Annotated in this window: 36 protein-coding genes; 4 read left to right on the top strand and 32 right to left on the bottom strand. The window is 67.9% G+C overall.

Features of this window, described 5'->3' with window-relative positions; translation table 11 throughout:
• Nucleotides 1-4: 4 nt before the first annotated feature.
• The 3 genes from rpsM to infA form a co-directional block, all read right to left on the bottom strand.
• Nucleotides 5-379 carry a 30S ribosomal protein S13 gene (rpsM, locus tag ACYU7G_RS12135; protein ID WP_143936976.1) on the bottom strand — a complete coding sequence of 125 codons (375 nt, stop codon included), beginning with the start codon at nt 377-379 and terminating at the stop codon, nt 5-7.
• A gap of 263 nt (nt 380-642) precedes the next feature.
• Nucleotides 643-756, bottom strand: coding sequence for a 50S ribosomal protein L36 (gene rpmJ, locus ACYU7G_RS12130; RefSeq protein ID WP_020575560.1), 114 nt, complete (start codon nt 754-756; stop codon nt 643-645).
• Between the two features lie 218 nt (nt 757-974).
• Nucleotides 975-1196, bottom strand: a complete 222-nt coding sequence (gene infA / locus ACYU7G_RS12125) for a translation initiation factor IF-1 (protein ID WP_068749455.1) — start codon at nt 1194-1196, stop codon at nt 975-977.
• Nucleotides 1197-1320: 124 nt separating this feature from the next.
• Here infA and ACYU7G_RS12120 point away from each other — a divergent pair, with 124 nt between their 5' ends.
• Nucleotides 1321-1602 carry a YciI family protein gene (locus ACYU7G_RS12120; protein ID WP_461108147.1) on the top strand — a complete coding sequence of 94 codons (282 nt, stop codon included), beginning with the start codon at nt 1321-1323 and terminating at the stop codon, nt 1600-1602.
• Between the two features lie 10 nt (nt 1603-1612).
• On the opposite strand, the gene ACYU7G_RS12115 is transcribed toward ACYU7G_RS12120, so the two are convergent.
• From ACYU7G_RS12115 to rplN, 16 genes are all read right to left on the bottom strand, one after another.
• Nucleotides 1613-2827: a neutral zinc metallopeptidase gene (locus ACYU7G_RS12115; RefSeq protein WP_461108145.1), complete on the bottom strand. Its 1215-nt coding sequence runs from the start codon at nt 2825-2827 to the stop codon at nt 1613-1615.
• Nucleotides 2828-2889: 62 nt separating this feature from the next.
• Nucleotides 2890-4104 (bottom strand): neutral zinc metallopeptidase, encoded by a 1215-nt coding sequence (locus tag ACYU7G_RS12110; protein WP_461108143.1) that lies wholly within the window; start codon nt 4102-4104, stop codon nt 2890-2892.
• Between the two features lie 4 nt (nt 4105-4108).
• Nucleotides 4109-4471 (bottom strand): DUF1707 SHOCT-like domain-containing protein, encoded by a 363-nt coding sequence (locus ACYU7G_RS12105; RefSeq protein WP_461108141.1) that lies wholly within the window; start codon nt 4469-4471, stop codon nt 4109-4111.
• Nucleotides 4472-4510: 39 nt separating this feature from the next.
• Complete coding sequence (gene map, locus ACYU7G_RS12100; protein ID WP_461108139.1) at nt 4511-5341, bottom strand: type I methionyl aminopeptidase; 831 nt, start codon at nt 5339-5341, stop codon at nt 4511-4513.
• Between the two features lie 4 nt (nt 5342-5345).
• The gene (locus ACYU7G_RS12095; RefSeq protein ID WP_461108137.1) at nt 5346-5945 is read right to left on the bottom strand and encodes an adenylate kinase; all 600 of its coding nucleotides are present in this window, start codon (nt 5943-5945) and stop codon (nt 5346-5348) included.
• Nucleotides 5942-7246 (bottom strand): preprotein translocase subunit SecY, encoded by a 1305-nt coding sequence (gene secY, locus ACYU7G_RS12090; protein ID WP_461108135.1) that lies wholly within the window; start codon nt 7244-7246, stop codon nt 5942-5944. The genes ACYU7G_RS12095 and secY overlap by 4 nt, the downstream gene beginning before the upstream one ends.
• A gap of 181 nt (nt 7247-7427) precedes the next feature.
• Nucleotides 7428-7871: a 50S ribosomal protein L15 gene (gene rplO / locus ACYU7G_RS12085; RefSeq protein WP_461108133.1), complete on the bottom strand. Its 444-nt coding sequence runs from the start codon at nt 7869-7871 to the stop codon at nt 7428-7430.
• 2 nt (nt 7872-7873) lie between these two features.
• Nucleotides 7874-8056, bottom strand: coding sequence for a 50S ribosomal protein L30 (rpmD, locus tag ACYU7G_RS12080; RefSeq protein WP_461108131.1), 183 nt, complete (start codon nt 8054-8056; stop codon nt 7874-7876).
• A complete protein-coding gene (rpsE, locus tag ACYU7G_RS12075) occupies nt 8056-8661 on the bottom strand; it encodes a 30S ribosomal protein S5 (RefSeq protein ID WP_461108130.1) in 606 nt (201 codons plus the stop codon). The genes rpmD and rpsE overlap by 1 nt, the downstream gene beginning before the upstream one ends.
• Before the next feature lie 26 nt (nt 8662-8687).
• Complete coding sequence (gene rplR / locus ACYU7G_RS12070) at nt 8688-9071, bottom strand: 50S ribosomal protein L18 (protein ID WP_461108129.1); 384 nt, start codon at nt 9069-9071, stop codon at nt 8688-8690.
• Nucleotides 9071-9613: a 50S ribosomal protein L6 gene (gene rplF, locus ACYU7G_RS12065; protein WP_461108128.1), complete on the bottom strand. Its 543-nt coding sequence runs from the start codon at nt 9611-9613 to the stop codon at nt 9071-9073. The genes rplR and rplF overlap by 1 nt, the downstream gene beginning before the upstream one ends.
• A 29-nt stretch (nt 9614-9642) precedes the next feature.
• Complete coding sequence (gene rpsH, locus ACYU7G_RS12060; protein WP_143936988.1) at nt 9643-10047, bottom strand: 30S ribosomal protein S8; 405 nt, start codon at nt 10045-10047, stop codon at nt 9643-9645.
• A gap of 82 nt (nt 10048-10129) precedes the next feature.
• Nucleotides 10130-10315, bottom strand: coding sequence for a type Z 30S ribosomal protein S14 (locus ACYU7G_RS12055; protein ID WP_461108125.1), 186 nt, complete (start codon nt 10313-10315; stop codon nt 10130-10132).
• Between the two features lie 8 nt (nt 10316-10323).
• The gene (gene rplE, locus ACYU7G_RS12050; protein ID WP_461108123.1) at nt 10324-10974 is read right to left on the bottom strand and encodes a 50S ribosomal protein L5; all 651 of its coding nucleotides are present in this window, start codon (nt 10972-10974) and stop codon (nt 10324-10326) included.
• The gene (gene rplX, locus ACYU7G_RS12045) at nt 10974-11345 is read right to left on the bottom strand and encodes a 50S ribosomal protein L24 (protein ID WP_461108121.1); all 372 of its coding nucleotides are present in this window, start codon (nt 11343-11345) and stop codon (nt 10974-10976) included. Before rplX ends, rplE begins: the two co-directional genes overlap by 1 nt.
• A 2-nt stretch (nt 11346-11347) precedes the next feature.
• On the bottom strand, nt 11348-11716 hold the full coding sequence (gene rplN / locus ACYU7G_RS12040; RefSeq protein ID WP_461108119.1) for a 50S ribosomal protein L14: 369 nt from the start codon (nt 11714-11716) through the stop codon (nt 11348-11350).
• 301 nt (nt 11717-12017) lie between these two features.
• Between rplN and ACYU7G_RS12035 the strand changes: the two genes are divergently transcribed.
• From ACYU7G_RS12035 to ACYU7G_RS12025, 3 genes are read left to right on the top strand one after another with little or no spacing between them, the layout of a single operon-like run.
• Nucleotides 12018-12998, top strand: a complete 981-nt coding sequence (locus ACYU7G_RS12035; RefSeq protein WP_461108117.1) for a hypothetical protein — start codon at nt 12018-12020, stop codon at nt 12996-12998.
• Nucleotides 12995-15019, top strand: a complete 2025-nt coding sequence (locus ACYU7G_RS12030; protein WP_461108115.1) for a hypothetical protein — start codon at nt 12995-12997, stop codon at nt 15017-15019. The genes ACYU7G_RS12035 and ACYU7G_RS12030 overlap by 4 nt, the downstream gene beginning before the upstream one ends.
• On the top strand, nt 15016-15747 hold the full coding sequence (locus ACYU7G_RS12025) for a class F sortase (protein ID WP_461108113.1): 732 nt from the start codon (nt 15016-15018) through the stop codon (nt 15745-15747). Before ACYU7G_RS12030 ends, ACYU7G_RS12025 begins: the two co-directional genes overlap by 4 nt.
• A 55-nt stretch (nt 15748-15802) precedes the next feature.
• Here the strand turns inward: ACYU7G_RS12025 and rpsQ are convergent, their stop codons facing one another.
• From rpsQ to ACYU7G_RS11960, 13 genes are all read right to left on the bottom strand, one after another.
• A complete protein-coding gene (gene rpsQ, locus ACYU7G_RS12020; RefSeq protein WP_461108111.1) occupies nt 15803-16099 on the bottom strand; it encodes a 30S ribosomal protein S17 in 297 nt (98 codons plus the stop codon).
• A 2-nt stretch (nt 16100-16101) separates the two neighbouring features.
• Nucleotides 16102-16335 (bottom strand): 50S ribosomal protein L29, encoded by a 234-nt coding sequence (rpmC, locus tag ACYU7G_RS12015; protein WP_143936997.1) that lies wholly within the window; start codon nt 16333-16335, stop codon nt 16102-16104.
• Nucleotides 16335-16754 carry a 50S ribosomal protein L16 gene (rplP, locus tag ACYU7G_RS12010; protein ID WP_461108109.1) on the bottom strand — a complete coding sequence of 140 codons (420 nt, stop codon included), beginning with the start codon at nt 16752-16754 and terminating at the stop codon, nt 16335-16337. Before rplP ends, rpmC begins: the two co-directional genes overlap by 1 nt.
• 2 nt (nt 16755-16756) lie before the next feature.
• Entirely contained in the window at nt 16757-17572 is an 816-nt protein-coding gene (gene rpsC, locus ACYU7G_RS12005) for a 30S ribosomal protein S3 (RefSeq protein WP_461108107.1), read from the bottom strand.
• A 3-nt stretch (nt 17573-17575) separates the two neighbouring features.
• Nucleotides 17576-17977 carry a 50S ribosomal protein L22 gene (rplV, locus tag ACYU7G_RS12000; protein WP_461108105.1) on the bottom strand — a complete coding sequence of 134 codons (402 nt, stop codon included), beginning with the start codon at nt 17975-17977 and terminating at the stop codon, nt 17576-17578.
• 28 nt (nt 17978-18005) lie between these two features.
• On the bottom strand, nt 18006-18287 hold the full coding sequence (gene rpsS, locus ACYU7G_RS11995; protein ID WP_227735233.1) for a 30S ribosomal protein S19: 282 nt from the start codon (nt 18285-18287) through the stop codon (nt 18006-18008).
• Between the two features lie 18 nt (nt 18288-18305).
• Entirely contained in the window at nt 18306-19142 is an 837-nt protein-coding gene (rplB, locus tag ACYU7G_RS11990; protein ID WP_461108103.1) for a 50S ribosomal protein L2, read from the bottom strand.
• Nucleotides 19143-19181: 39 nt separating this feature from the next.
• Nucleotides 19182-19490, bottom strand: a complete 309-nt coding sequence (gene rplW / locus ACYU7G_RS11985) for a 50S ribosomal protein L23 (protein ID WP_461108101.1) — start codon at nt 19488-19490, stop codon at nt 19182-19184.
• Nucleotides 19487-20179 (bottom strand): 50S ribosomal protein L4, encoded by a 693-nt coding sequence (gene rplD / locus ACYU7G_RS11980; protein WP_461108099.1) that lies wholly within the window; start codon nt 20177-20179, stop codon nt 19487-19489. Before rplD ends, rplW begins: the two co-directional genes overlap by 4 nt.
• Complete coding sequence (gene rplC, locus ACYU7G_RS11975) at nt 20176-20838, bottom strand: 50S ribosomal protein L3 (RefSeq protein ID WP_461108097.1); 663 nt, start codon at nt 20836-20838, stop codon at nt 20176-20178. The genes rplD and rplC overlap by 4 nt, the downstream gene beginning before the upstream one ends.
• A gap of 8 nt (nt 20839-20846) precedes the next feature.
• Nucleotides 20847-21158, bottom strand: coding sequence for a 30S ribosomal protein S10 (gene rpsJ / locus ACYU7G_RS11970; protein WP_015071250.1), 312 nt, complete (start codon nt 21156-21158; stop codon nt 20847-20849).
• 402 nt (nt 21159-21560) lie between these two features.
• Nucleotides 21561-22433 carry a DUF2510 domain-containing protein gene (locus ACYU7G_RS11965; protein WP_461108094.1) on the bottom strand — a complete coding sequence of 291 codons (873 nt, stop codon included), beginning with the start codon at nt 22431-22433 and terminating at the stop codon, nt 21561-21563.
• A gap of 10 nt (nt 22434-22443) precedes the next feature.
• Nucleotides 22444-25443: a glycoside hydrolase family 2 TIM barrel-domain containing protein gene (locus ACYU7G_RS11960; protein ID WP_461108092.1), complete on the bottom strand. Its 3000-nt coding sequence runs from the start codon at nt 25441-25443 to the stop codon at nt 22444-22446.
• Between the last annotated feature and the right edge of the window lies 1 nt (nt 25444).

Here is a 25444-nt window from a genome sequence, read left to right as displayed (position 1 = left end):
GGGGTCAGCGTGCCTTCTTCTTGCCGGCAACTGCCTTCTTCTTGCCCTTGCGGGTGCGGGCGTTGGTGCGGGTGCGCTGGCCACGAACGGGCAGACCGCTGCGGTGACGACGGCCCTGGTAGTTGCCGATCTCGACCTTGCGGCGGATGTCGGCAGCGACGCTACGACGAAGGTCACCTTCGATTTCGTAGTTGCCTTCAATGTGGTCACGGAGGGCGACGAGCTGGTCGTCGTTGAGCTCGTGGACACGGAGGTCGCCACTGATTCCAGTGGCGGCGAGGGTTTCGGCGGCGCGGGTGCGTCCGACGCCGAAGATGTAGGTGAGTGCGACTTCCAGACGCTTTTCGCGCGGGAGGTCAACACCAGCGAGGCGTGCCATCAGGCGGTTACCTTTCATTGGTTTCGGTCCTGGCCCCGCATGGGAGGCCGGTCTGTGGACCGCGAAGGTGTGTGGCGTGAAGCTTCCCCGCTTGCCTTGCGGAGGAGACTGTCCTCCGACGGGGCCCCGGCCTTCGTCCGGGGGTGGGAGCCCACTCCGTGAGGAGCCGGACCCTTGCGTTCACGTGGTTTGTGTTGAGTTGTCTTGGCGGGTGGGCTGGGCCCGTTCCGCGATGTTCTGTCGAGAACCGAAGAGCGCTGGGCTCAGCCCTGGCGCTGCTTGTGGCGAGGGTTCTCGCAGATCACCATCACACGACCGTGCCGGCGGATGACCTTGCACTTGTCGCAGATCTTCTTGACGCTCGGCTGAACCTTCATTCGAGCAACCTTTTCAATCGGCGATGAGGGTCCGGGGACCCCAATCAGTGGTGGATGAACTCGGCCCACTCCACCGGATGCCGCGAAGCGCAGGCGCGACGCTTTGGCCGGATCTTGGACCGACCGGCAACTTTACGCCACAACCACCCGCTTCCCCAAATCCCGGGGAATGCGAAACGCCCGGCGGCTGCCGGGCGTTCTCGTGGCGGACTGCGACGTCACTTGTGACGGTAGACGATGCGTCCCCGGGTCAGGTCGTAGGGGGAAAGCTCCACGACCACGCGGTCGGCCGGCAGGATCCGGATGTAGTGCTGCCGCATCTTGCCGCTGATCGTGGTCAGGACCTTGTGGCCGTTGGCGAGCTCGACGCGGAACATCGCGTTCGGCAGTGCCTCGACCACGGTGCCCTCAAGCTCGAGGGCTCCTTCTTTCTTCGCCATATGCTCTCAATCTTCTCTCGGACCCCGGTGCTGTCCAGGGCATCCCGGCCAGAAGAGTTCCAGCCCGTCCCGCACATTTTACGCTCACAGCGGGGCTATCCAAAATCTTGGGTAGTTTCGACGCATGAACCTGTACGCAGTCGAGTACTCCTACACCACCGATTCCGCCGGTCTGGACGAGCACCGCCCGGCCCACCGCGAGTTCCTCCGGGCGCTGCTGCCCTCGCCGCTCGTGGTTGCGGGCGCTTACCAGAACAGCGACGAGCCGGGTGCGCTGCTGCTGGTCCGGGCGGAGAGCGACGCCGAGGTCGAGCAGTTGCTCGACGAGGACCCGTTCTGGAAGCAGCGCCTGATCACGCAGCGTCGCATCCGGTTGTGGAACCCCGGCATCGGTACCGTCGCGTGACCGCTTCGCGCTAGCGGACCCAGTCGGAGCCCACCACCCAGGTGTTGCACTCGGCCGCGTGGTCTCCGTAGAAGCCGCGCATCCCCCAGTACGCCAGGGATTCCTCACTGCCGTGGATCCCGTCGTCCAGGTAACTGCGCAGGTGACGCTCGACGTGGTTGAAGGACTCCTGGTCCAGCACGTGGGAGCGGTCCTTGCGGAGCATCCCCATCGAGTAGCACGTAGCCTGGATCTCGAGGCGCCGCCACACCTCGTCGCCGCCGGGGATGTCGTTGAACACGTTGAAGACCCCGCTCAGTGCCTGCAGGTGGTGCCCGTACTCGTGGCCCACCAGGACCTTGGCCCAGATCGGGTCACGGGCCGTGTCCCGCAGGAGGTCCTCGCCGAAGTAGATGGCTCCCCCGTTGGCCGAGCAGTAGTAGGCCGGTGCGGTGCTGGTGCCGCAGGGCGAGGTGACCTTCGACCCGGAGTAGTAGTGGTGCGGGATGTCGTGGGTGGAGTAGCCGAGCGCGGCCAGTACCGGGTCCCACGCCGCCTGCACGCACGCCAGCTGGGCCGTCGTGTAGGTCTGCATGGTGGCCATGTCTGCCATCGTGGCCGGTTCCGGGCATTCCTGCGAGACGGGGAACCTCGCCGTGTAGAACTTGGTCTGCTGCACCGTTACCCACGCCGGGTCGTTCGAGTGCGGTGGCGGCAGTTCCCCGAAGTCGCGCGGTGGGAGCTGGAACGTCGTCGGTTCGGGGTCAGGTTCCGGTGGGGGCGGGGTCGTCCGACCGGGTTCGGGCTCCGGCTCGGGAGTCGTCGGCCGCGGCTCCGGCTCGGACGGGGTCGGTTCGGGGGCGGTGGTGGTGGCGGCGGTGACGCCGGGGCCGGGATCGAACGCGAAGGCGCCGACGATCACGAACAACAGCACCGGAACCGCTACCAGGAGCGCCGCCGCGATCCCGCACCCGAGCAGCAGCCCGGAGCCGCCCCCTCGCCGTCGGCCGGCGGCACCGTAGGCACCCGACGGTGGGCGCCAGCCCTGTGGCCCGCGCTGCTGGGCCATGGGGAGGTACCCGCCCCGCGCCACGTTGCCCTGCGGGGGCTGCCCGACCTGGTGGTGGAAGCCGAACGAGGAGTTCTGGAAGTTGCCGGGCGGAGGCCCGAAACCCTGCTGGGGAAGGCCCGGTCCCTGCGGGACGCCTCGCCCCGGGGCGGGCCAGGGTCCATGGGGGTGGCTCACTCGGGCTTCCTCTCAGGCGTGCGAAGTCATCGGGACTGGTGCAAGTGTGCCGCCAGAGGGGATCAGGAGACGTGCTCCGACTCCACGGCCCAGGTGTTGCAGTCGTTCAACGTCTCCGCGTACAGGCCCCTGGTGCCCCAGTAGCGCAACGACTCCCGGCTCCCGTGCACCCCGTCCACCAGCATGGTCTCCAGCCGCTCCTGCCAGCTGTCGTAATCCTGCTGGCCGAACTCGAAGGTCCGGTTGTTGTAGGTCATCATCGCCGACCAGCACGTGGCCTGCAGTTCGGAGCGGCGTTCCACGTCATCGGTGCCGACCACCTGCTGCTTCGCCGACGTCAGGCCGGCGAGGCTCTGGATGTGGTGGCCGTACTCGTGGTTCACCATCTCGTTTACCGACAGGTCCCACTTCTGCGCCATCACGAAATGGTCCCCGCCGAAGTAGGCGGTGCCGTCACCGGCCGAGCAGTAGAAGGCCGGCGCCTCGAGGTAGCCGCACTCACTCTTGGACCCCTTGCCCGGGTAGAACTCCACCGCCGGTTCCACCGTGGACCAGCCCATCGCCTCGAACACCGGCACCCACGCGGCGTGCACGCAGGACCACTGCGCGCGCACCGTGCTGCGGTAGTCGCTCTCGGTCTGCACGGTGGCCGGTTCGGGGCAGTCGAGGAGCGTGACCGGGTTCTGGCCGTAGACGTCCGCGGTCTGCAGGTGGACCCAGAACTCGTCGGAGGGCTCCAGTTGCGGCAGCTGCTCCCAGGTGCGCTCCGGCAGCACCCAGTCCCGGTCCCCGGGATCCACCGGGGCGTCGTCCTCCTCGGGCTCGGGCCCCGGGCCGGGTTCCCGCTCCCCCGGCTGCTGTGACCTGGAGGTGGCCTGGTTCGACGTCGGGGTCGGGGCGATCGTGACGCCCTCGTCGGGCACCACCTCGTGTCCCTGGCCCCCCATGCCCGTGATGCCGAAGGCGATCATCGCCATCACCAGGACCACGGCCATCCCCGCGGCCAGCACCCGGGCACCGCGCCCACTGCGCCTGCCGGGAGCCTCCACGGCCGGCACGAAGGCAGCCGGTACGGTCCGGGAGGGGCTGGCCGGTGGTGGTGCCGCCGGCCGGTAGACTTCGGGCTGCGGCTGTGAGGCGGGCGGTCCCTGAGGATCGCCGGCCTCGCGGGGGGTGCCGGCGAACACCCACCCGGCCCGCTGTCGGCCGAGCTGCCGCGGGGCGTCTGCCCTGGGCGGCGTCGCCGGGCTGCGGGGCTCGTTCACGTCGTTCTCCACGGCCTCAGAAGATCAGCATCGCGAGCACGGCCAGCACGAACACGAGCACGACGACGCCACCGACCGCCATCAGCGTCGGGACCAGCACGTTGCGGGACGGGGTGACCTGGCCGGCGGGGGCCGAGCCGGCGTTCACGATGGCAGGCGTGTTGTCCGCGGCGGCGGGCAGCTTCTCCACCACGGGCACCAGTTCCCCGAGGTTCTGCGCCGCGTAGACCACGTCGAGTGAGGACATGTAGTCGTCCTGTGAGATCCGACCGTCGGCGTAGGCGTCGGACAACCGCTGGGTGATCGACTCCCGCTCCTGGTCCTCGACGGGCTCGGCCGGCCGTTGCAGGTACTTCGAGGACGGAGGGAGGTTGGTCATGGGTCCAATTCTAGGTCAGTGGGCGGCCCACCCCGAGGGTCAGTCCCCGAGGGGTCCGAACTCGACCCCGCGGCTCACCAGTTCAGCCTCGCCGCCGTCGGGAGCGGTCAGCACCCACAGCCCCTTGGGCGTGATGGCGACGGTGTGTTCCCAGTGGGCGCCGCGGGAGCCGTCCCGGCTCACCACGGTCCAGTCGTCCTCGCAGATGGAGGTCTGGTGCAGGCCGAGCGTGAGCATCGGCTCGATGCAGATCGTCATGCCGACGGTCAGTCTGGGGGTGGGTCGGCGCCGGGCGTAGTTGGGGACGTCGGGCTCCATGTGCATCTCGGTCCCGATCCCGTGCCCGGTGTACTCGCGCAGGGTGCCGTAGCGCCGGGGCTGCGCCAGCACGAAGTCCTCAATCGCCCGCGAGACGTCATTGACGCGCCCACCGGCGCGCGTCGCGGCGATCCCGGCCCACATCGAGCCGCGGGTCACCTCGATCAGCGTGTTGTCCTCCGCGGAGCCGGCCCCCAGCACGAAGGTCCGTGCCGCGTCGCCGTGCCAGCCCTCCACCACCGCACCGAAGTCCACCGAGACGACGTCGCCCTCGGCCAGGACCCGGCTGCCGGGCATGCCGTGGACCAGTTCCTCGTTGACGGAGATGCAGGCCACACCGTTGAACGGCGTGCCGTACTCGGCACCGTAGCCCAGGAAGTTCGAGCTCGCGCCCGCCCGCTTCAGCACCTCACGGCCGACGGCGTCCAGTTCGGCGGTGGTCATGCCCACGGTCGCGGCATCCTGCATCGCCTGCAGGCCCTCTGCCACGACGAGGCCCGCTCGGCGCATCTTAAGGAGTTCGTCGGTGGACTTCACCTGGATGGTGGCCACCCGGTCAGTCCTCCGTTGCGAAGGGGAAGTCCTGCTCCCCACGGGCCTCGACCGCCGCGAGCATGCGCTCCCGGACCTCGTCGACGGTACCGGTGCCCTCGACGTCGACCAGCACGCCCAGCTTCTCGTAGTGGAACAGCAGGGGTGCGGTCTGGCCGGCGTAGACCTCCATCCGGCGACGGATGGTGTCCTCGTTGTCATCGGCACGGCCCTCGATGTTGGCGCGCTCCAGCAGGCGCCCGACGAGCACCTCCGGCTCGACCACGAGCGAGACGACGGCGTCGATCTGCTGGCCCTTGTCGGCGAGGTACTTGTCGAGGAAGTGCACCTGGTGCATGGTTCGGGGGAACCCGTCGAGCAGGAACCCCTCGGCGCAGTCCGGCTCGGCCAGCCGGCTGGCCACGATGTCCTCGGTCACCTCGTCGGGGACATACTCCCCCGCGTCGATGATGGCCTTGACCTTCAGGCCGAGCGGGGTCTGGCCCTTGATGTTGGCGCGGAAGATGTCACCCGTCGAGATCGCCGGGACGCCGTACCGGTCGGCGAGGGCAGTGGCCTGGGTGCCCTTGCCCGCACCGGGAGCTCCCATGATGAGGAGCCTCATCGCAGGAAGCCCTCGTAGTTCCGCTGCTGGAGCTGGCTCTCGATGCGCTTGACCGTGTCAAGGGCGACACCGACGATGATCAGGATGGACACGCCACCGAACGGGAAGTTCTCCGCGGCACCCATCGACATGAACGCGACGGTGGGCACCAGCGCGATGACGGCGAGGTACAGCGAGCCGGGCGCGGTCAGGCGGCTGAGCACGTAGGACAGGTAGCGCTCGGTCGGCTTCCCGGCGCGGACGCCGGGGATGAAGCCGCCGTACTTCTTCATGTTGTCCGAGACCTCTTCGGGGTTGAAGGTGATCGAGACGTAGAAGTACGTGAACGCGATGATCAGTACGAACATGGCCACCGAGTACCAGGTGCTGCTGGTGGTGAAGTTGACGGCGATCCACTGCCCGATGGTGCTCTCCGGACGGAAGGTGGAGTACAGCACCGGCAGGTACAGGATCGAGGAGGCGAAGATGACGGGGATGACGCCCGCCTGGTTGACCTTCAGCGGGATGTAGGTGGTGGAGCCGCCGACGAGGCGCTGGCCCACCATCCGCTTGGCGTACTGCACGGGGATGCGACGCTGGCCCTGCTCCATGAACACGATGCCCAGCATCACCAGGAGGCCGATGGCGAGCACGAGGAAGAACAGGAACCAGCCGGTGGCGCCGGGGTTGGCCTGCTTGATGCTCCACATGCCGGCGGGGAAGCTGGCTGCGATCTGGGTGAAGATCATCAGGGACATGCCGTTGCCGATGCCGCGGTCGGTGATGAGCTCGCCGAGCCACATGATGACGACGGTACCGGCGGTCATGACCATGACCATGACGACGAGCGGGAAGATGTCCTGCGAGTACAGGATGCCGTCGCAGCCCGGGAACAGCTGGCCGGTGCGCGCGAGCGTGACGAATGCCGTCGAGTTGAGCACCGCGAGGACCACCGTCAGGTAGCGGGTGTACTGGGTGATCTTCTGCGTGCCTGCGGCACCCTCCTTCTTGAGGGTCTCCAGGCGCGGGATGACGACCACGAGGAGCTGGAGGATGATCGACGCGGTGATGTAGGGCATGATGCCCAGCGCGAAGACCGTCAACTGCAACAGTGCCCCGCCTGAGAACAGGTTGATCATGGAGTAGAGCCCGGCGGCATCACTCTGGCCGGCCAGCGCGATGCACTGGTCGATCCGTGTGATGTTCACGTTGGGCGACGGAACGGTCGATCCAAGGCGGAACAGCGCGATGATCCCGAGCGTGAAGAAGATCTTCTTGCGCAGCTCCGGCGTCTTGAACGCGTTGGCGAAGGCGGAGAGCATCCGGCCCCACTTTCATTTACAGGTACGTCATTCGTGGCTGCCGACGGCAGGCAACCAAGGCAGCCTATCAAGCAGCGACCGCCGGGTGAAACCGGTGATCACCGCCCGGACACGGAAAGTGGCCGACACCCTGGGGCATCGGCCACTTCCGGCTTTGCGTCTTGCTGGAGTCCCGGAGGGCTCAGAGCTCGGTGATCGAGCCGCCGGCCTTCTCGAGCTTGTCCTTGGCGGACGCGGAGAACGCGTGCGCGCTCACGTTGATCGCGACGTCGATGTCCCCGTTGCCGAGCACCTTGACGAGCGAGCCGTCACGAACGGCGCCGGCCTCGACGAGGTCCTCGACCGTCACGGTGCCACCCTTGGGGAAGAGCTCCGCGAGGCGCGCGACGTTGACGACCTGGTACTCGACGCGGAACGGGTTCTTGAAGCCCTTGAGCTTCGGGATCCGCATGTGCATCGGCATCTGGCCGCCCTCGAAGCTCGCGGGGACGTTCTTGCGGGCCCCCGTGCCCTTCGTGCCGCGACCGGCGGTCTTGCCCCTGTGGCCACCCTCACCGCGACCGACGCGAGTCTTGTCGGTCTTGGCTCCGGGGGCAGGGCGCAGGTGGTGAAGCTTGAGCGCCATGATTACTTGACCTCTTCCACGGAAACGAGGTGGGCGACGGTCCTCAGCATGCCGGCGACGACGGGCTGGTCCTCGCGGACCACCGAGTCACCGACGCGCTTGAGGCCGAGGGAGCGCAGCGTGTCCTTCTGGTTCTGCTTGCTGCCCACACCGGACTTCGTCTGGGTGATCTTGAGTTCGGCCATCAGCTGGCCACCTCCTTACGGGCGCGGAGCATGGCCGCCGGGGCGACATCCTCCACGGGGAGCCCGCGGCGCTTGGCGACCGCTTCGGGCTCTTCGAGCTGCTGGAGCGCGTTGACCGTCGCGTGGACGACGTTGATCGCGTTCGCGGACCCGAGGGACTTGGACAGCACGTCGTGCACGCCGGCGCACTCGAGCACCGCACGGGCCGAGCCGCCTGCGATCACACCGGTACCGGGCGAGGCGGGGCGCAGCAGCACGACGCCGCCGGCCTTCTCACCCTGGACCCAGTGCGGGATCGTCTTCTGGATCATCGGGACGCGGAAGAAGTTCTTCTTCGCCTCCTCGACACCCTTGGAGATCGCCGCGGGCACTTCCTTGGCCTTGCCGTAGCCGACGCCGACGGTGCCTTCACCGTCGCCGACCACCACGAGGGCGGTGAAGCTGAAGCGACGTCCACCCTGCACGACCTTGGCGACGCGGTTGATGGCAACCACGCGCTCGATGTACTGGTCCTTGTTGTCCCTGGGAGCCTGGCCACGACGATCGTCACGGCCACGACGCTCACCGCTGCCACGGCCGGAGCCGCGCTGCTGGGTTTCACTCATCGTGTTCCCTTACCTTTCGTCGATTGTCAGAATCCGAGACCGGCTTCGCGCGCTGCGTCAGCGAGCGCGGCGATGCGGCCGTGGTACTTGTTGCCTGCACGGTCGAAGACGACGGTCTCGACACCGGCCTGCTTCGCACGCTCGGCGATCAGTTCGCCGACCTTGCGGGCCTTGTCGGACTTGTCCGCGGCCAGGCCGCGGAGGTCGGCCTCCATCGTCGATGCCGACGCGAGCGTCTTGCCCTCGACGTCGTCGATGACCTGCACGAACAGGTGACGCGCGGAGCGCGTGACGACCAGACGAGGACGCTCGGCGGATCCGTGGATGCGCTTGCGTCCACGCAGCTGGCGGCGGGCCCGAGAAGCAGTCTTTGGGGCCAGGCCCTTGCGCTGTCCCAGCGAGATAGCCATTACTTACCAGCCTTTCCGGCCTTGCGGCGGACGTGCTCGCCCGCGTAGCGGACACCCTTGCCCTTGTAGGGCTCGGGCTTGCGGAGCTTGCGGATGTTCGCAGCCGTCTCACCGACGAGCTGCTTGTCGACACCGCTCACCGAGAACTTGGTGGGCGTCTCGACGGTGAACGTGATCCCCTCGGGCGCATCGATCACCACGGGGTGGGAGAAGCCGAGCGCGAACTCGAGCTGCTTGGGCCCCTTGGCGATGACACGGTAACCGACACCGACGATCTCGAGCTTGCGCTCGTAGCCCTCGGTGACACCGACGACCATGTTGTGGACCAGCGTGCGGGTCAGGCCGTGCAGCGAGCGGCTCTCGCGCTCGTCGTTGGGACGGGAGACCTGGATCTCGCCAGTCTCGTTCTTTTCAATGGTGAGCGGCTCAGCAATCGTCAGCTGAAGGTTGCCCTTGGGGCCCTTCACGTCGACGTTGCGGCCGTCAAGCTTCACCTCGACACCGGCGGGAACGGTGATCGGGAGCCTGCCAATTCGTGACATTTTCGATTCTCCTTTTCAGTTCCGGCCGGTCACCAGACGTAGGCGAGCACTTCGCCGCCCACGGACTTGGCGTTCGCCTGCTTGTCGGTCAGCAGACCCTGCGAGGTGGAGATGATGGCGACACCGAGGCCACCGAGCACCTTCGGCAGGGCGTTGGCCTTGGCGTAGACACGCAGGCCGGGCTTGCTGATTCGCTTGAGGCCCGCGATGGAGCGCTCACGCGAGTCCCCGTACTTGAGGGTGACCTTGAGGACCTTGCCCACCTGACCCTCGACCTCGTCGAGTTCGAAGTTGGAGATGTAGCCCTCCGCCTTCAGGATTTCTGCGATGCCGACCTTGATCTTCGACGACGGCATGGTCGTCGAGTCGAGGTAGGCCTGATTTGCGTTGCGGACACGCGTGAGCATGTCTGCGATCGGATCAGTCATTGTCATGGCTGTTGAACTTCTTTCTCACACCGGTTTCCGTGGATTGTGCGGACCTGGCGCGTTGGAAATCTTGTAGTGGGGTCGATCCTCACCAGGACGACTTGGTGACGCCGGGAAGCTCGCCAGCGTGGGCCAGGTCGCGAAGGCAGATCCGGCACAGGCCGAACTTGCGGTAAACCGACTTGGGACGACCGCAGCGCTTGCAGCGGGTGTATGCGCGCACGCCGAACTTGGGCGTACGGGCCTGCTTGACCTTGAGTCCTGTCTTTGCCATGCGTCAGCTCACTTCTTCTTCTTGGCGTAGTACGCGGGTCCGCGCTTGGCGCGGGCCTTCTTGGGATCGTCCACAGCCTTGAAGGGGAATCCGAGGTGCTTCAGCAGCGCACGGCCCTCCTCGTCGTTGGTCGCGGTGGTGACGAACGTGATGTCCATGCCACGGACGCGGTCGATCTTGTCCTGGTCGATCTCGAGGAACATGACCTGCTCGCTCAGACCGAAGGTGTAGTTGCCGTTGCCGTCGAACTGGCGCCCGTTGAGCCCGCGGAAGTCGCGGATGCGGGGCAGGGCCAGGGTCAGCAGGCGGTCGGCGAACTCCCACATGCGGTCACCACGGAGGGTGACGTGGCACCCGATCGGCTGGCCCTCACGCAGCTTGAACTGCGCGATGGACTTGCGTGCCTTGGTGACAGCGGGCTTCTGGCCGGTGATGGCCGTCAGGTCGCGGATGGCGCCGTCGATGATCTTGGAGTCGCGAGCAGCGTCGCCGACACCCATGTTCACCACGATCTTGACCAGACCGGGGATCTCCATGACGTTGCCGTAGTTGAACTCTTCGTTCAGCGCCTTGGCGATCTCCTCGCGGTACCTCTTCTTGAGGCGGGGGATCTCGGTGGTGCTGGGGGTCTGCGTGGCCTCGATGGTCTCGGTGCTCATCAGATCTCCTTCCCGGTCTTGCGGGCGATGCGCTTGCTGCGGAACGCCTTGTACTCGGTTCCGTCGGCGCGCTTCTTCATGACCTCGACGCGCTCGTAGCCCACGCGGGTCACAACTTCCTTGCCGTCCACCTTGGTGACGAGCTGGACGTTGGAGACGTGGATGGGGGCCTCGGACGAGATGATGCCACCCTCGATGCGACGGCCGCCGGCGCCCTGGGACTCACGGCGGTGACGCTTGACGATGTTCACGCCCTCGACGACGACACGCTGGTCCTCGGGGTGCACGGCGATGATCTCGCCGACGACACCCTTGTCCTTGCCAGAGATGACCTTGACGCGGTCACCCTTCTTCACGTGCAGGGATGCCATTGTCAGATCACCTCGGGTGCCAGGGAAATGATGCGCATGAACTTCCGCTCGCGCAGCTCACGGGCCACGGGGCCGAAGATGCGCGTACCGCGGGGCTCGCCGCTGGTGTTGAGAAGGACGGCTGCGTTCTCATCGAACTTGATGTAGGAACCGTCGGCGCGGCGACGTTCCTTGCTGGTGCGCACTACGACAGCCTTGACGATTTCGCCCTTCTTGACGTTTCCGCCGGGGATTGCGTCCTTGACCGTGGCGACAATGGTGTCACCGACGTAGGCGTAACGACGCTTCGTGCCACCGAGCACACGGATGCAAAGGATCTCCTTCGCACCAGTGTTGTCGGCGACCTTCAGTCGCGACTCCTGCTGGATCATTGTTTCTCCTCTGTCCGACTGGTTCCCGTGCGGGGCCTGTGTCGGAACTTGTGATGAACCCCCTGGATTTTGCCAGGAGGCGCCCCGAACCTGAGGTACGGGGTTCCGCGGTCCGGGAAAGGTCCCCGAGCACGCGAGTACCCGGGCACAGACCCAAGACAACTTGACAAGCGTACATCACCCACCCCTGAGCGATGAAATCGTGGAAGTGACGCTGGTTCGGCAGCGGGAATCGACCGAGTTCTCCACAGGCCGGGGGCACTCGTGACGGGTCGGGGTTCCCCGCAACCAGAGTCTGGGTATGACTGAATTCGAGTTCCTGCCAGCTCCACTCGTCGACCACGCCCGCCTGAGGGGAGGTGTCTTCACCAGCCACGCAGCCCGCCGCTTCGGGCTGCACCAGTACGCCGCAGCCATCCGCGCCGGCGAGTGCCATCGCGTTCACCAAGGCCTCTACAGCCTCGAGGAGGAACTCGACGCGGCCGGACGTGTCTGGGCTGGGCTGCAACTGGCCGGCCGGGGTGCCACGCTCGGGCTCGACGCCGCCGCCTGGGTGCTGGGGAAGGGACCGGAGCCGGAGGTGGTGGACGTGTTCTGCGGCACACGAAACCTCAAGGATCGCGGGCCGTGGCGCTTCCACACGGGCCAGCCCGAGGAGAAACAATCCACGACCGCCGTCAACGAGGCCTACGGGAGGCTCCTGCTAACGCCGAGCTTCGACCGGGCGCTGGCCCAGAAACTCGCGGGGCGCTCCCTCAGGCTCAGTGACCGGGAACGGTTCCTGGAACTGTGCACGGCAAGCCGCGCCGAGGGACGCAGCGTGTTCGAGACGAGGTTCAATCGTGACGTGACGCTCGCCCATGGCCTGCCCCTGCTCGACTGGCGTCCTCTCCCCGACGGGAAGGACCACCTCCTGGCAGCCGCGTTGTTCGGCGTCGACGTCAACGTGCGCATCGACGGCTCCCTCCCCCACCGCGGCCTGCAGCCCCTGCACCGCTGGTCCAGGGGCGAGTTGCCGGACGACCCGGACGCGCCCCTGGTCCTCAGCTGGTCCGACGTCGAGGAGGACCCGTGCCTGGTCGCCGGTGCCGTGGCCCGCCGGCTCCGGGTCCGCGCCTGGCAGGGCGAGGTGCTCGACTGCAGCAACTGCACCACCTCCACCTCCAGCTTCAGCATGATGCACGGCGAGGACCGCCGCAGCGTGGCCCAGTGCCCGTCTTGTGGTTCCCGGTTGGTCCAGCTCTGGCGCATGCCGGAGGTGCGGGAGGCGGTGGGCCGATGAGACTCGACTGGAGGGCTCCGCTGGCCACAGTCGTGGCACTCGTCCTCGGCCTGGCCCTGCTCCCGGGGGCGGCCGACGCCAGGCCCCAGGACGGCGACCTCGTCGGATCGGGCCACCGGATGCCGACGCGATCGCACCCAGAGCACTGGTACGGGGCCAAGAAGCTGGGGCAGGTGACCGCCTACTGCATCGACCTCAACTCGGGGCCGCCCCGCGAGGCAAGTGCATGGACGGAGTACACGAACTACACGCTCCACCGCCAGACCGGTTGGGGCGGACCACGCGGGGAGCACGGCAACGGGCCGAACAAGACCTTGGTGGCCGAACTCGCCGAGCTGGCCTGGATCCTGCACGAGACCGGGCCCACCCCCTCCCCCGACGTCGGCGCCGCCGTCGAACACGCCGTACGGCTCCGGACCCTTGACGGCACGGCACAGGAGAAGAAGGAGGCCGAGCGCTGGGCTGCGGTCTCGCAGGCGCATCCCGGCACCGTCGGTGAGTTCGAGCGGCTGCAGCGAGAAGCCGCGGATCTTGCCGGCCCCTACACACTGGAAGTCACCTGGAACCGCCGCCCCTCCCCCACCAACGCCACGGGTGAGCTGGCCATCAGGGTGCTCTCCGCCGCGGGCAATCCCGTCCCCAACCGACCGGTGACCATGACCAGCACCGGCGCGATGGAAATCACGTCCTTCCCAAAGTCCACCGGCCCCGAGGGCACCACCAGGGCATGGGTGCAGCTGCCCGTCCCGGACCAAGCGGCGGTGAGCGGCACGCTCGGCGTGGAGGTCTCCGGCCTGCCCGGCCCCCGCCCCCGACTCTTCGTCCCGGCGGAGAAGACCATCCAGCGCATGATCGCGGCCCCCGCCCCCGAGTCCCGTTCGTGGCAGGACGAGGTCCTGCTGGAACCCTGGCACCCCACCGTCACCACCCGCACCCGTGACGTGGTGGCAACGGCCGGTTCGGAGGCTGTCGACATCGTCACCCTGTCCGCCGGACGTCCCGGCGCGGCGTTCTCGGGCTCCAGCACGCTCTTCGGCCCGTTCCCCTCGCTCGAGGACCTCCACGCGTCCTCCCCTGCCTCGGCCCCCGAGGTCGGCAGCGCGGGATTCTCGGGAACCTACGACGGCGACGGCAATGCGGAGGTCCACACGTCCGCACTCGAGTTCCCCGCACCCGGCTACTACACGTGGCAAGAGGAACTGCACGAGGCCGAGTCGGTGGTGCCCCCGCCCGCGCCCTCCTGGCCGCAGCTGCCGGAGACCAGCATCGTCGTGGAACCGGTCCTCAGTTCCGAACTCGTCGTGGCAGGGGAAGCCCGACCGGGCGTCCTCGTGTCCGACACGCTGCACCTCAGCGGGCTACCCGGGCGTGGGGTCCCCGGCTCCGACGAGCCCTTGCTGGTGCACGTCTCGGGTGAACTCCTCGGACCGGTGGCACCTGCCGAAGGCCCCCAGGGTCCCAGTTGCGAGGCGGTCGAGTGGACCGACGCCCCGGTGCTGGCCCGGTACGAGGACCTGGAGCTCAGCGGCGCCGTGCGCGACGGCCTCCTGGGGACCGCCCTCGGGGAGCCCGGCTGCTACAGCGCCTCCGCCCGTGCGAGCGTCAGCCATTTGGGCCGGGTGGTGGCCGAAGTCGAGCACGAGCCCGGACTACCGACCCAGAGCGTGCGCGTCACCGCTCCACCATCGGAGGCCCCGCCGCCCACGCCCACGCCGCCGGCGTCAACGCCACCCCCATCGGCCCCGCCACCCACGATGCCTCCCCCGACCACCGTGACCGCGCCACCGGCCACGACTCCGCCGCCCTCGACTCCACCGCCGACTGCGAGTCAGCCACCGAGCAGCCCGACTCCCCCGGTAGCCATCCCACCTTCGCAGTCAGGGCCACCCACACCGGGGACGCCACGCATCAACTCCGGCTCCCCGGTCAGCGAGGTCCGATGGCACCTCGTTCACCTGGGGCTGCTCGTGGGTTGCACCACGATCCTGCGTGGCATCGTGACACGACGTCACACGTCATGACCGCCCCGCGGCGCGCCCTGCCGCAGGCGCCATCCTCCCGGGCGGCACGCCTGTACTCGTGGCTCACCACGGCTTGGCAGCCGGCCGCCCTGGCCTGTGCGGTCTGCCTCCTTGCCGCTGGCTTGTGGCCCATCCCGGAGGTCCCTCCCGGCAGCCCTGCCGAGCTGCGCCCGCTGGTCTCCATCGAAGCCGCCACCCAGTCATCCCGGGCGGACGCCGCCCCACCTCCCGTGACCAGCCCCACGGGGATGGTGGCCCCGGTGGTGACTTCGGCCGCGCCGGAGCCCGAGCAACAGCAACCCGACGGGCCCAGGCTGCGGCTGGCCGCGCTCGGCATCTCCGCGCCGCTGCAGGAGGTGGGTGTGGAGGGCTCCGAACTCGAGATCCCGGCGGACCCCACCCGGGTGGGAATGTGGCGAGGTGGCGCGCGGCCGGGCGACGATGCCGGCACGGTACTGGTCAGTGGACACGTCAGCTGGGACGGCAGACGCGGCGCGCTCTGGGAGTTGGCGGCGGCCACGCCGGGGCAGGAGGTCCAACTCGTCACGCCCGCAGGCTCAACCTCCACCTGGCGGGTGACCGCCGTGGAGCGGCTGCGCAGGGATGCCGACCATCCGGAACTGTTCACCACTTCGGGTCCGCATCGGCTGGTGGTGGTCACATGCGGCGGCCCCGTCGTGGATGGCCACTACCGGGACCTGGTGGCCGTCGTCGCCGTCCCGGCATGACAAGAGGGCCCCGGGATCTCTCCCGGGGCCCTCTTCGTACGGTTCTACGAGTGCGTCACTTGGCGCGCTCGATGACCTCGACCAGACGCCAACGCTTCGTGGCGGACAGCGGACGGGTCTCCATGACGCGGACACGGTCGCCGATGCCGGCGGTGTTCTCCTCGTCGTGGGCCTTCAGCCGCGTGGTCTTGGTCATGACCTTCCCATAGAGCGGGTGCTTCACGCGATCCTCGACGGCGACGACGATGGTCTTGTCCATCTTGTCGCTGACGACGATGCCCGCGAGCACCTTGCGGCGGCCCCGCTCGGTGGCTTCAGCCGTGGTGGCCTCGGTGGTGGATTCTTCACTCATGGTCACTTCTCCTCAACAGCCGGCTCGTCGACAATGCCGAGGTTGCGCTCCTGCAGCACGGTGTAGATGCGCGCGATGTCCTTGCGGACCTCGCGGAGGCGTCCGTGCGACTCCAGCTGGCCGGTGGCAGCCTGGAATCGGAGACCGAACAGTTCTTCCTTGAGCTCCACGACCTTGCCGTTGAGCTGGTCACGCGACAGGCCACGCAGATCGTGGGCAGTCAATGACTTGGGCATCAGATGTCACCTGCTTCGCGCTTGATGAAGCGTGCCTTGAACGGCAGCTTGTGGATGGCCAGACGCAGCGCCTCGCGGGCGACGTCCTCCGGGACGCCGGACACCTCGAACAGCACACGGCCGGGCTTGATGTTGGCCACCCACCACTCGGGCGAGCCCTTGCCGGAACCCATGCGGGTCTCGGCGGGCTTCTTGGTGAGGGGGCGGTCCGGGTACACGTTGATCCAGACCTTGCCGCCACGCTTCATGTGGCGGGTCATGGCGATACGAGCCGACTCGATCTGACGGTTGGTCAGGTAAGAGGACTCGAGCGCCTGGATTCCGAAGTCACCGAAGGTCAGCTTGGTGCCGCCCTTGGCCATCCCGTTGCGCTTGGGGTGGTGCTGCTTGCGGAACTTAACTCGACGAGGAATCAGCATGCTCAGGCTCCTGCGTTCTCGCTTGCGGGTGCAGCCTCGGCCGGGGCCTGGGCTGCATCGGCGCGACGGCGTCCGCCGCGCTCAGGACGGTCACCGCGGCCCTCGCCGCGGCCGGGGCGACGGCCGGGACGTCCGCCACGACCACCGGGGGCTGCGTTGCGGGCAGCCTTCTGGGCAGCGCGCTCGGAGCGGGTACCGGTGACGTCACCCTTGTAGATCCACACCTTCACGCCGATGCGGCCGAAGGTGGTGCGGGCCTCGTAGAAGCCGTAGTCGATGTCAGCACGCAGGGTGTGCAGCGGGACACGTCCCTCGCGGTAGCCCTCGGAGCGCGACATCTCGGCACCGCCGAGACGACCGGAGCACTTGATGCGGATGCCCTGGGCACCTGCACGCATGGCGGTCTGCTGCGCCTTGCGCATCGCACGGCGGAATGCCACGCGGGCACCCAGCTGCTCGGCGACGCCCTGGGCGACCAGCTGTGCATCGGTCTCGGTGTTCTTGACCTCGAGGATGTTCAGCTGGACCTGCTTGCCGGTCATCTTCTCCAGCGCACCGCGGACGCGCTCCGCCTCGGCGCCGTTGCGGCCGATGACGATGCCCGGTCGCGCAGCGTGCAGGAAGAGGGTGACGCGCTCGGAGCGGCGCTCGATCTCGATCGACGAGATGCCGGCGCGCTCGAGGTTCTTCGTGAGGTACTCACGAATCTTGATGTCCTCTTCCACGTACTCGGCGTACTTCTTCTCCGAGTACCAACGCGTGGTGTGATCGGTGGTGATGCCGAGACGGAAACCGTTCGGGTTGATCTTCTGGCCCATAACTCAGGCTCCCTTCGTCTCACGGGGCTCGACGACCACAGTGATGTGTGAACCGCGCTTCAGGATGCGGCTCGCGGACCCCTTGGCGCGGGGACGGATGCGGCGGAGGGTGACACCTTCATCGACGAACGCCTGGGAGATGTAGAGCTCCTCGGTGCGCAGGTCCTCTGCGTTCTCGGCGTTGGCGACGGCGGAGGCGACCACCTTGTAGACCGGCTCGGAAGCGGCCTGCGGCGCGAACTTCAGCGCGGTGAGCGCCTCTTCGACGTCCATTCCGCGGACCAGGTCGATGACACGGCGCACCTTGGTGGGGCTCATCCGGACGTGCTTCGCGACGGCGAAGGATCCGGGACGATCACCCAGCAGGATGTCGCGACGACGGCTGTTGCCGTTTTCGTTGCTCATTGTGAAATCAATTCCTTCTCTGCCGGCCTCAGCGGCGGCGGGCCTTCTTGTCGTCCTTCACGTGACCCCGGAAGGTACGCGTCGGGGCGAACTCGCCCAGCTTGTGGCCGATCATCGCCTCGGTGACGAACACCGGGATGTGCTTGCGGCCGTCATGCACGGCAATGGTGTGACCCAGCATGTCCGGAACGATCATCGAACGGCGCGACCAGGTCTTGATCACGTTCTTGGTGCCCTTTTCGTTCTGGACGTCCACCTTCTTCTGCAGGTGGTCGTCAACGAAGGGGCCCTTCTTAAGGCTGCGTGGCATATTTCCTCAGGCTCCCTATCAGCGCTTCTTGCCGGACTTGCGGCGACGGACGATCAGACGGCTGCTCGCCTTGTTCTTGTCACGGGTGCGGCCTTCCTTCTTGCCCCAGGGGGACACAGGATGACGGCCACCGGAGGTGCGACCCTCGCCACCACCGTGCGGGTGGTCGATCGGGTTCATGACCACGCCACGGACGGTCGGGCGGACGCCCTTCCAGCGCTTGCGGCCGGCCTTGCCCCAGTTGATGTTCGCCTGCTCGGCGTTGCCGACCGTGCCGATGGTGGCGCGGCAGCGGACGTCGACCATGCGCATCTCGCCCGAGGGCATGCGCAGGGTGGCGTACTTGCCCTCACGGGCGACCAGCTGGATGGAAGCACCGGCCGAGCGGCCGAGCTTGGCGCCACCACCGGGGCGGAGTTCCACGGCGTGGACGGTGGTTCCGACGGGGATCTGACGCAGCTCGAGGTTGTTGCCCGGCTTGATGTCAGCGCCCTGACCGGCAGCGATGATCGTGCCCTGGGTCAGTCCGTTCGGCGCGATGATGTAGCGCTTCTCGCCGTCCACGTAGTGGAGCAGCGCGATGCGGGCGGTGCGGTTCGGGTCGTACTCGATGTGAGCGACCTTGGCCGGGACCCCGTCCTTGTCGTAGCGCTTGAAATCGATGATGCGGTAAGCCTGCTTGTGCCCACCGCCGATGTGGCGGGTGGTGATGCGGCCGGTGTTGTTGCGTCCACCGGTCTTCGGCTTGGGAGCGAGGAGCGACTTCTCAGGGGTCGAGCGGGTGAGCTCGACGAAGTCGGACACGCTGGAGCCGCGACGACCTGGCGTGGTCGGCTTGTACTTGCGGATAGCCATGAGGAATTAGTCCTTGTCTTGTCTTCTTCGCTCCCGGGCTCAGGCGCCCGAGCCCCCGAAGATGTCGATGGATTCGCCCTCGGCGACGGTCACGATGGCGCGCTTGGTGTCAGCCTTCTTGCCGACTCCGAAGCGCGTACGACGACGCTTGCCTTCGCGGTTGAGCGTGTTTACGGAGGTGACCTTGACATCGAAGATGGCCTCGATGGCGATCTTGATCTCGGTCTTGTTGGCGTCCGGTGCGACGATGAAGGTGTACTTGCCCTCGTCGAGCAGGTTGTAGCTCTTCTCGCTCACGACCGGGCGCAGGATGATGTCGCGGTGGTCACGGATCTTGAGATCGGTCACTTCTGGTTCTCCTCTGCGGCCTCGGACTCGCTGGCCTCGGCCTCAACGGCCTCGGCACCGGCGGGGTTCACGAACGCTGCCAGGGCGGCGGAGGTGAACACGATGTTGTCGGCTGCGAGCACGTCGTAGGTGTTCAGCTGGTCCACCGCGAGCACGTGGATGGTGTCCACGTTGCGCAGCGAGAGCCAGGCGACGTCCTCGAAGCGGTCGAGCACGACGAGCACCTTGGTGAGCTCACCCAGCGCGGCGAGCGTCTTGAGCGCAGCCTTGGTGCTGGGGACCTCGCCCGAGACGAGCTCGGAGACGACGTGGACCTGGCCGTCGCGGGCCCGGTCGGACAGGGCGCCACGCAGTGCGGCGGCCACCATCTTCTTGGGCGTGCGCTGGGCGTAGTCACGCGGCTGCGGACCGTGCACGGTGCCGCCGCCGACCCAGATGGGGGAACGACGCGAGCCGTGACGGGCGCGGCCGGTGCCCTTCTGGCGCCAGGGCTTGATGCCACCGCCGCGGACCTCGCCGCGGGTCTTGGTGGCGTGGGTGCCCTGTCGGGCGGCAGCGAGCTGCGCCACGACCACCTGATGGATCAGGGGAATGTTGGTCTGGACGTCGAAGAGTTCTCCGGGGAGGTCGACCTTGCCGGCCTTCTTGCCCTTCGCGTCGATGACGTCAACGGTGCGTGCTTCGCTCATGCTGCATCACCCTTCTTGGCTGCGGTGCGCACGACGACGAGCGAGCCCTTGTTGCCGGGGACCGCTCCGCGGACCAGCAGCAGCCCGCGCTCGGCGTCGACGGCGTGGATCTTCAGGTTCTGCACGGTCACCTTGTCGTTGCCCATGCGTCCGGCCATCTTCAGGCCCTTGAACACGCGGCCGGGGGTGGACGCGCCACCGATGGAGCCCGGCGAGCGGTGCTTGCGGTGCACACCGTGGGAGGCGCGCAGACCGTGGAAGCCGTGGCGCTTCATGACGCCCGCGGTGCCCTTGCCCTTGGAGGTGCCGGTCACGTCGACGATCTCGCCATCGGCGAAGACGTCGGCGCTCAGCTCCTGGCCGAGGGTGTACTCGGACGCACCGGAGGTGCGGATCTCGAGCAGGTGCTTGCGGGGGGTCACGTCCGCCTTGGCGAACTGGCCGGCGTCCGGCTTGGTGAGCTTCTTGGCCTTGACGGCGCCGAAGCCGAGCTGGACGGCGCTGTAGCCGTCGGTCTCAGGGGTGCGGATCTGCGTCACGACGCAGGGACCGGCCTGGATCACGGTGACGGGGACGACCTTGTTGTCCTCGTCCCAAAGCTGGGTCATGCCGAGCTTGGTGCCCAGGATGCCCTTCACGTTTCGTTCAGTAGTGCTCATCTCGGACCTCACGGAAGCTTGATCTCAATGTCGACGCCCGCCGGGAGGTCGAGGCGCATCAGCGAGTCGACGGTCTTCGGCGTGGGGTCGAGAATGTCGATCAGCCGCTTGTGCGTACGCATCTCGAAGTGCTCGCGGCTGTCCTTGTACTTGTGGGGCGAACGGATGACGCAAAACACGTTCTTCTCCGTCGGCAGCGGCACGGGGCCAGCGACCTTTGCACCCGTGCGAGTCACGGTGTCGACGATTTTCCGCGCGCTGGAGTCGATGACCTCATGGTCATACGCCCGCAGCCTGATGCGGATCTTTTGTCCCGCCACAGTTGGTTCCTTCTACTCGTCCCTGGTGAAAGTTCTAAGAACTATTCGGGGGTGATTCCCCTTGTCACTCCGACCCCCGAGGTCGGGAGTGTCGCACTGTGAGCCACAACCTGAGACCACCTCCGAGATCTCTCTCGAAGGCCAGATCTCGCACTTGGGCAATCTGTCCGACCTCGACACGAGGGGCGACCGACCGGCGCGAACCCGGTTCCTCGGAACCCGTTCGACAACACGGCGAAGCCTGCCCCCGCTTGCGGAGCAACCTAGTTATTCTTGCACGCCACGCGCCCTGCACAAAATCAACTTCGTGCTGGGCATCGAGACGCTGGGAGACGTTCTCCCGGCCGTACGAGTGTAGTCACCCGTCCCGGCAAGGTCCAATCAGCAATCAGTGACCCGGCATTACTGGTGGGTGATGCCCGCAAGGGCGTCGTCGATCACCGTCTGGGTCTCGGTGTGGTCCTGGGGGTGGAAGCCGATCACCGCTGCCAGGTTGCCCTCCTGGCCGGCATCCAGGGTGAGCAGGCGGATGACCGTGGCCCCGTACTCCCCCTCCTCCGGATAGGTCATCTCCATGGCCCAGCCGGACATGCCGTCGACGGTCACCGCCTCCGAGGTGGTGACGTCCATCTCCTCGCCCGTGTTGAACGGACCGTAGGTGACGAGGCACTGCACCATCGCCTCGGCAGCCTGCTGCGGCTCGCCGAACCCGTTGCCCGCCTCCAGCCTGCCGACGACGAGTCCCGCCGCCCAGGGCTCCCCGGCTGGTTCGATCTTCGTGGTGCCCCACGCGTGGAGGTCGTTGATCCAAGTCCACTGGCTGCTCTCGAACCTGAAGCCCCACTCCTCGTGGGTGGGGAACGGCACCACGATCCCGGCCACACGGATCTCGGGGCCGCTGTCGAAGTTGGTGGAGCTGGCGGCCGCGCAGTTCAGCTCCCCCAGTTCCTCGGGATCCTGCTCCTGACCCGGCGTCTCCTCCCCCGGAGTGGGGTCCTCCGGGATGGTGACGGTGGGCTCGGGGGTGGGCTCGTCATCGGGGGAAAGGAGCGGCGGCACCAGCCAGATGCCCAGCCCCACCAGGACCGCCACGACGACGACACCGACCACTGGCAGCAGCCACACGGGCCGGCCGCTTCCAGGCTCCTGGCCGGGACCGGGGCCAGTGCCGGAGCCGGGGCCCTCTTGTCTCGGCCCCCAACTGTGGCCGTCCCAGTACCTGGCCTGCCCTGCGGGTCCTTCGGGGTCCTGGTACCAGCCGGGCTGAACGCTCATGGCTCCAAGACTAGGACCGCTGGGGGCCAGCCGCGATCCGCAGGGACCACTGCGCGGCCCGGGGCACGAGCTCGTGCTCGGGCCGGACGTCGGGGTCGGTGAGCAGGGTCCCGATCCCACGCTGGGCGGCGTCCATGTGGAGATGGGTGGCGCTGGGGACCGGCAACTCGTGCGGGTGCCCGGCAGCAGTCACCTCGTGGACGTCGTGCTCGCGCAGCGAGAACCCCGGCCGCGAGCCCGCCACCTCGTCGGCGCTGATGCGCAGCCCGAGCTCCGGCAGCTCCAGCCAGCGCAGCTCGCCCCGGTGTCCGCTCTCCTGCGGACGCGCGTAGGCGACCGTGAGGTCGGGCACACGGGAGGCGAAGCGTCCCACCACCGCTGCCCGCCGGGGGTCCGGGTAGTTCTCGTGGGGGCCGGTGCCGAACCACTCGACGTCGCCCACACCGGCGGGGAGGGTGAAGTGCAGACCGATCCTTGGCCAGGTGCCGCTCCAGCCATTCGTGGGCTGCGCGTCGGCCTCCAGGCGGAGTTCACCGTCGACGTGGCGCCACACCAGCTCGACGACCACCGCCGCACGCCCCGCAGCGGGGGCATAGCGATGGCGCACCCGGAGCGCATCCGGCTCCACCTCGACGGCGAGCACCCGGCGCTGCAGCCGGTCCAGGCCCGCAGCCCGCCAGCCATCGGCATGGCTGGGGCCACCGTGGTCCACCAGATGGTTCATGGTGCGGTCCGTGGTCACGAAGCTGCTGGAGGGGCCCAGCAGGTCGTTGTCCGTCGGCGGCCGCCACAGCTCGAGGCGCGGCCCGGCCACCGGGTGCCCGGCCAGCTCCAACAGGTCGCCGGTGCGGGGGTCGAACCGTGCTGGTCCCAGCACCAGGGCGTCGCCGTCCTGCCGCGGGGCCTCGCCGTCGGCCACCGGGGGAAGGACCGGGGCGGCCCGGCCGGACAGCTTCACCTGGTGGAACGCCACGACGTGGCCGGCCGGGGCCCAGGCGGTGTCCTCCGCGAGCTCGGCCCGGGCGGTGCGCCACACCTCCCCCGCCACCCCCAGTGGCGGGTCCGGGATGTCGACGTCGTCGGCCCCGTCGGGCCAGATGGGGTCCACGGCGATCTCGTGCCGGGCCACCAGTTCGCCGTCCACCTCGTCGATCACGACGAAGCGCAGGTCCGAGGTGTCGCCGTCGTGGCGGCGGTTCTCGATCACCAGGCCGAGGTCGTCCACCACCAGCTTGATGGGCGAGCAGACCGCGGCGAACTCGGCCAGCATGGGGCTGGGGGTGCCGTCGGAGAGCACCATGCCGTCGGTGACGAAGTTCCCGTCGTGGATCTCCTCGCCGAAGTCGCCGCCGTAGGCGAAGAACTCGCGGCCGTCATCCGTGCGGCTGCGCAGGCCGTGGTCTCGCCACTCCCACACGAAGCCGCCGTGCCACTGTGGGAGGGTGTTGAAGAGTTCCTCGTAGACGTCCAACTGGGCCGAGCCGTTGCCCATGGCGTGGGCGTACTCGCACAGGATCATGGGCCGGCCCGCGAGCGCCGCGGCCCGTCCCGGGGAGCCGATCTTGTTGTTGCCCAGGCCCTCACTGAGGAAGCGCAGCTCCTCCGGGGAGGCATACATCCTGGACACGACGTCGGCGTAGCGGCCGTCGAAGTCGGGTTCGTAGTGCACGGGACGTTCCGGATCCCGGCGGTGCAGCCAGGCGGCCATGGCGGCGGTGTTGGCGCCGGTGTGGGCCTCGTTGCCGAGCGACCAGGCCACGATGCAGGGGTGGTTCTTGTCGCGTTCGAAGAACCTTTCCACCCGGTCCAGCAGGGCTTCGCGCCAGCGCGGGTCGTCCGAGGGGTTGTCCACCCAGCCGCCGGCCTCGAAGCCATGCGTCTCGTAGTCGCACTCGTCGATCACCCAGAACCCCAGCTCGTCGGCGAGTTCCAGGAGTTCGGGGTGGGGTGGGTAGTGGGCGGTGCGGATGGCGTTGACGTTGTACCGCTTCATCAGGAGCAGACCCTCGAGGGCCGCCTCCCGGTCGAACACGCGTCCAAGGTCCGGGTGGTACTCGTGCCGGTTCACGCCGCGCAGCCGCAGTTTGGCGCCGTTGACCCGCCATTCGTGGCCGACCACCTCGACGCGCCGGAACCCGACCCTGAGGCTGACCGTCTCGGCGGCGTTCGAGACCTGCGCGTCGTAGAGGCGGGGCACGTCGGCGCTCCAGGGCTCCACCTCGCCCACGGGGATGGCCGCCACCCGCGACGGCGACTCGAACGTGGCACGCACCCCCAGTTCCTCGACGGCGACGGTGACGGGATACGCGTCCCTCCCGGCGCGGATCTCGGGAACCAGCGCGCCCGCACCGGTCTCCGGGTCGAAGTCGGCGCGCAGCCACACGTCGTCGATGCCCTCGGCCGGGCGTGAGAGCAGTTCCACCTCACGGAACACGCCGGGCAACCACCACTGGTCCTGGTCCTCGAGGTAGGTGTTGCTGGACCACTGGTGCACCCGCAGGTGCAGCACGTTGCGGCCCACCACGAGTTCCTCGGTGACGTCCAGCTCCTGCATGAGCCGGCTAGCCCGCACCACGCCGACGCGCGTGCCGTTGAGGGAGGCGATGCACAGTGACTCCACTCCCCCGAATCGCAGGTGGGCCCTCGCCCCTTCGGCGACGAAGGACTCCTCGACGTCGAACTCGACTCGGTAGTCGCCGGTGGGGTTCTCGTCGGGGACGTGGGGCACGTCCACCGGGAAGGGGAAGTTGATGTTGGTGTAGATCGGGCGGCCCCATTCCGGCCGGTCCTGCAGCACCCAGTGCGAGGGGACTGGGATCTCGTCCCAGTCCGAGTCGTCGAAGGCCACGTCGGCGGCCTGCGCCGGGGCCAGGTCCGGCCGCGGGGAGAAGTGGAACCGCCAGGGCCCGGAGAGGTCCGTGCGCGGGGCGTCGGAGGCCAGGTGGGAGCGGGGCGGGACGCGGCGCCCTGAACCGGGCGCGAAGGAGGTGATCTCGTCGTGGGGCAGCACG

Source organism: Tessaracoccus terricola, assembly GCF_054776555.1.
Note: the sequence above shows the minus strand (reverse complement) of the source record. Positions and strands in the feature narration are given on the sequence as shown.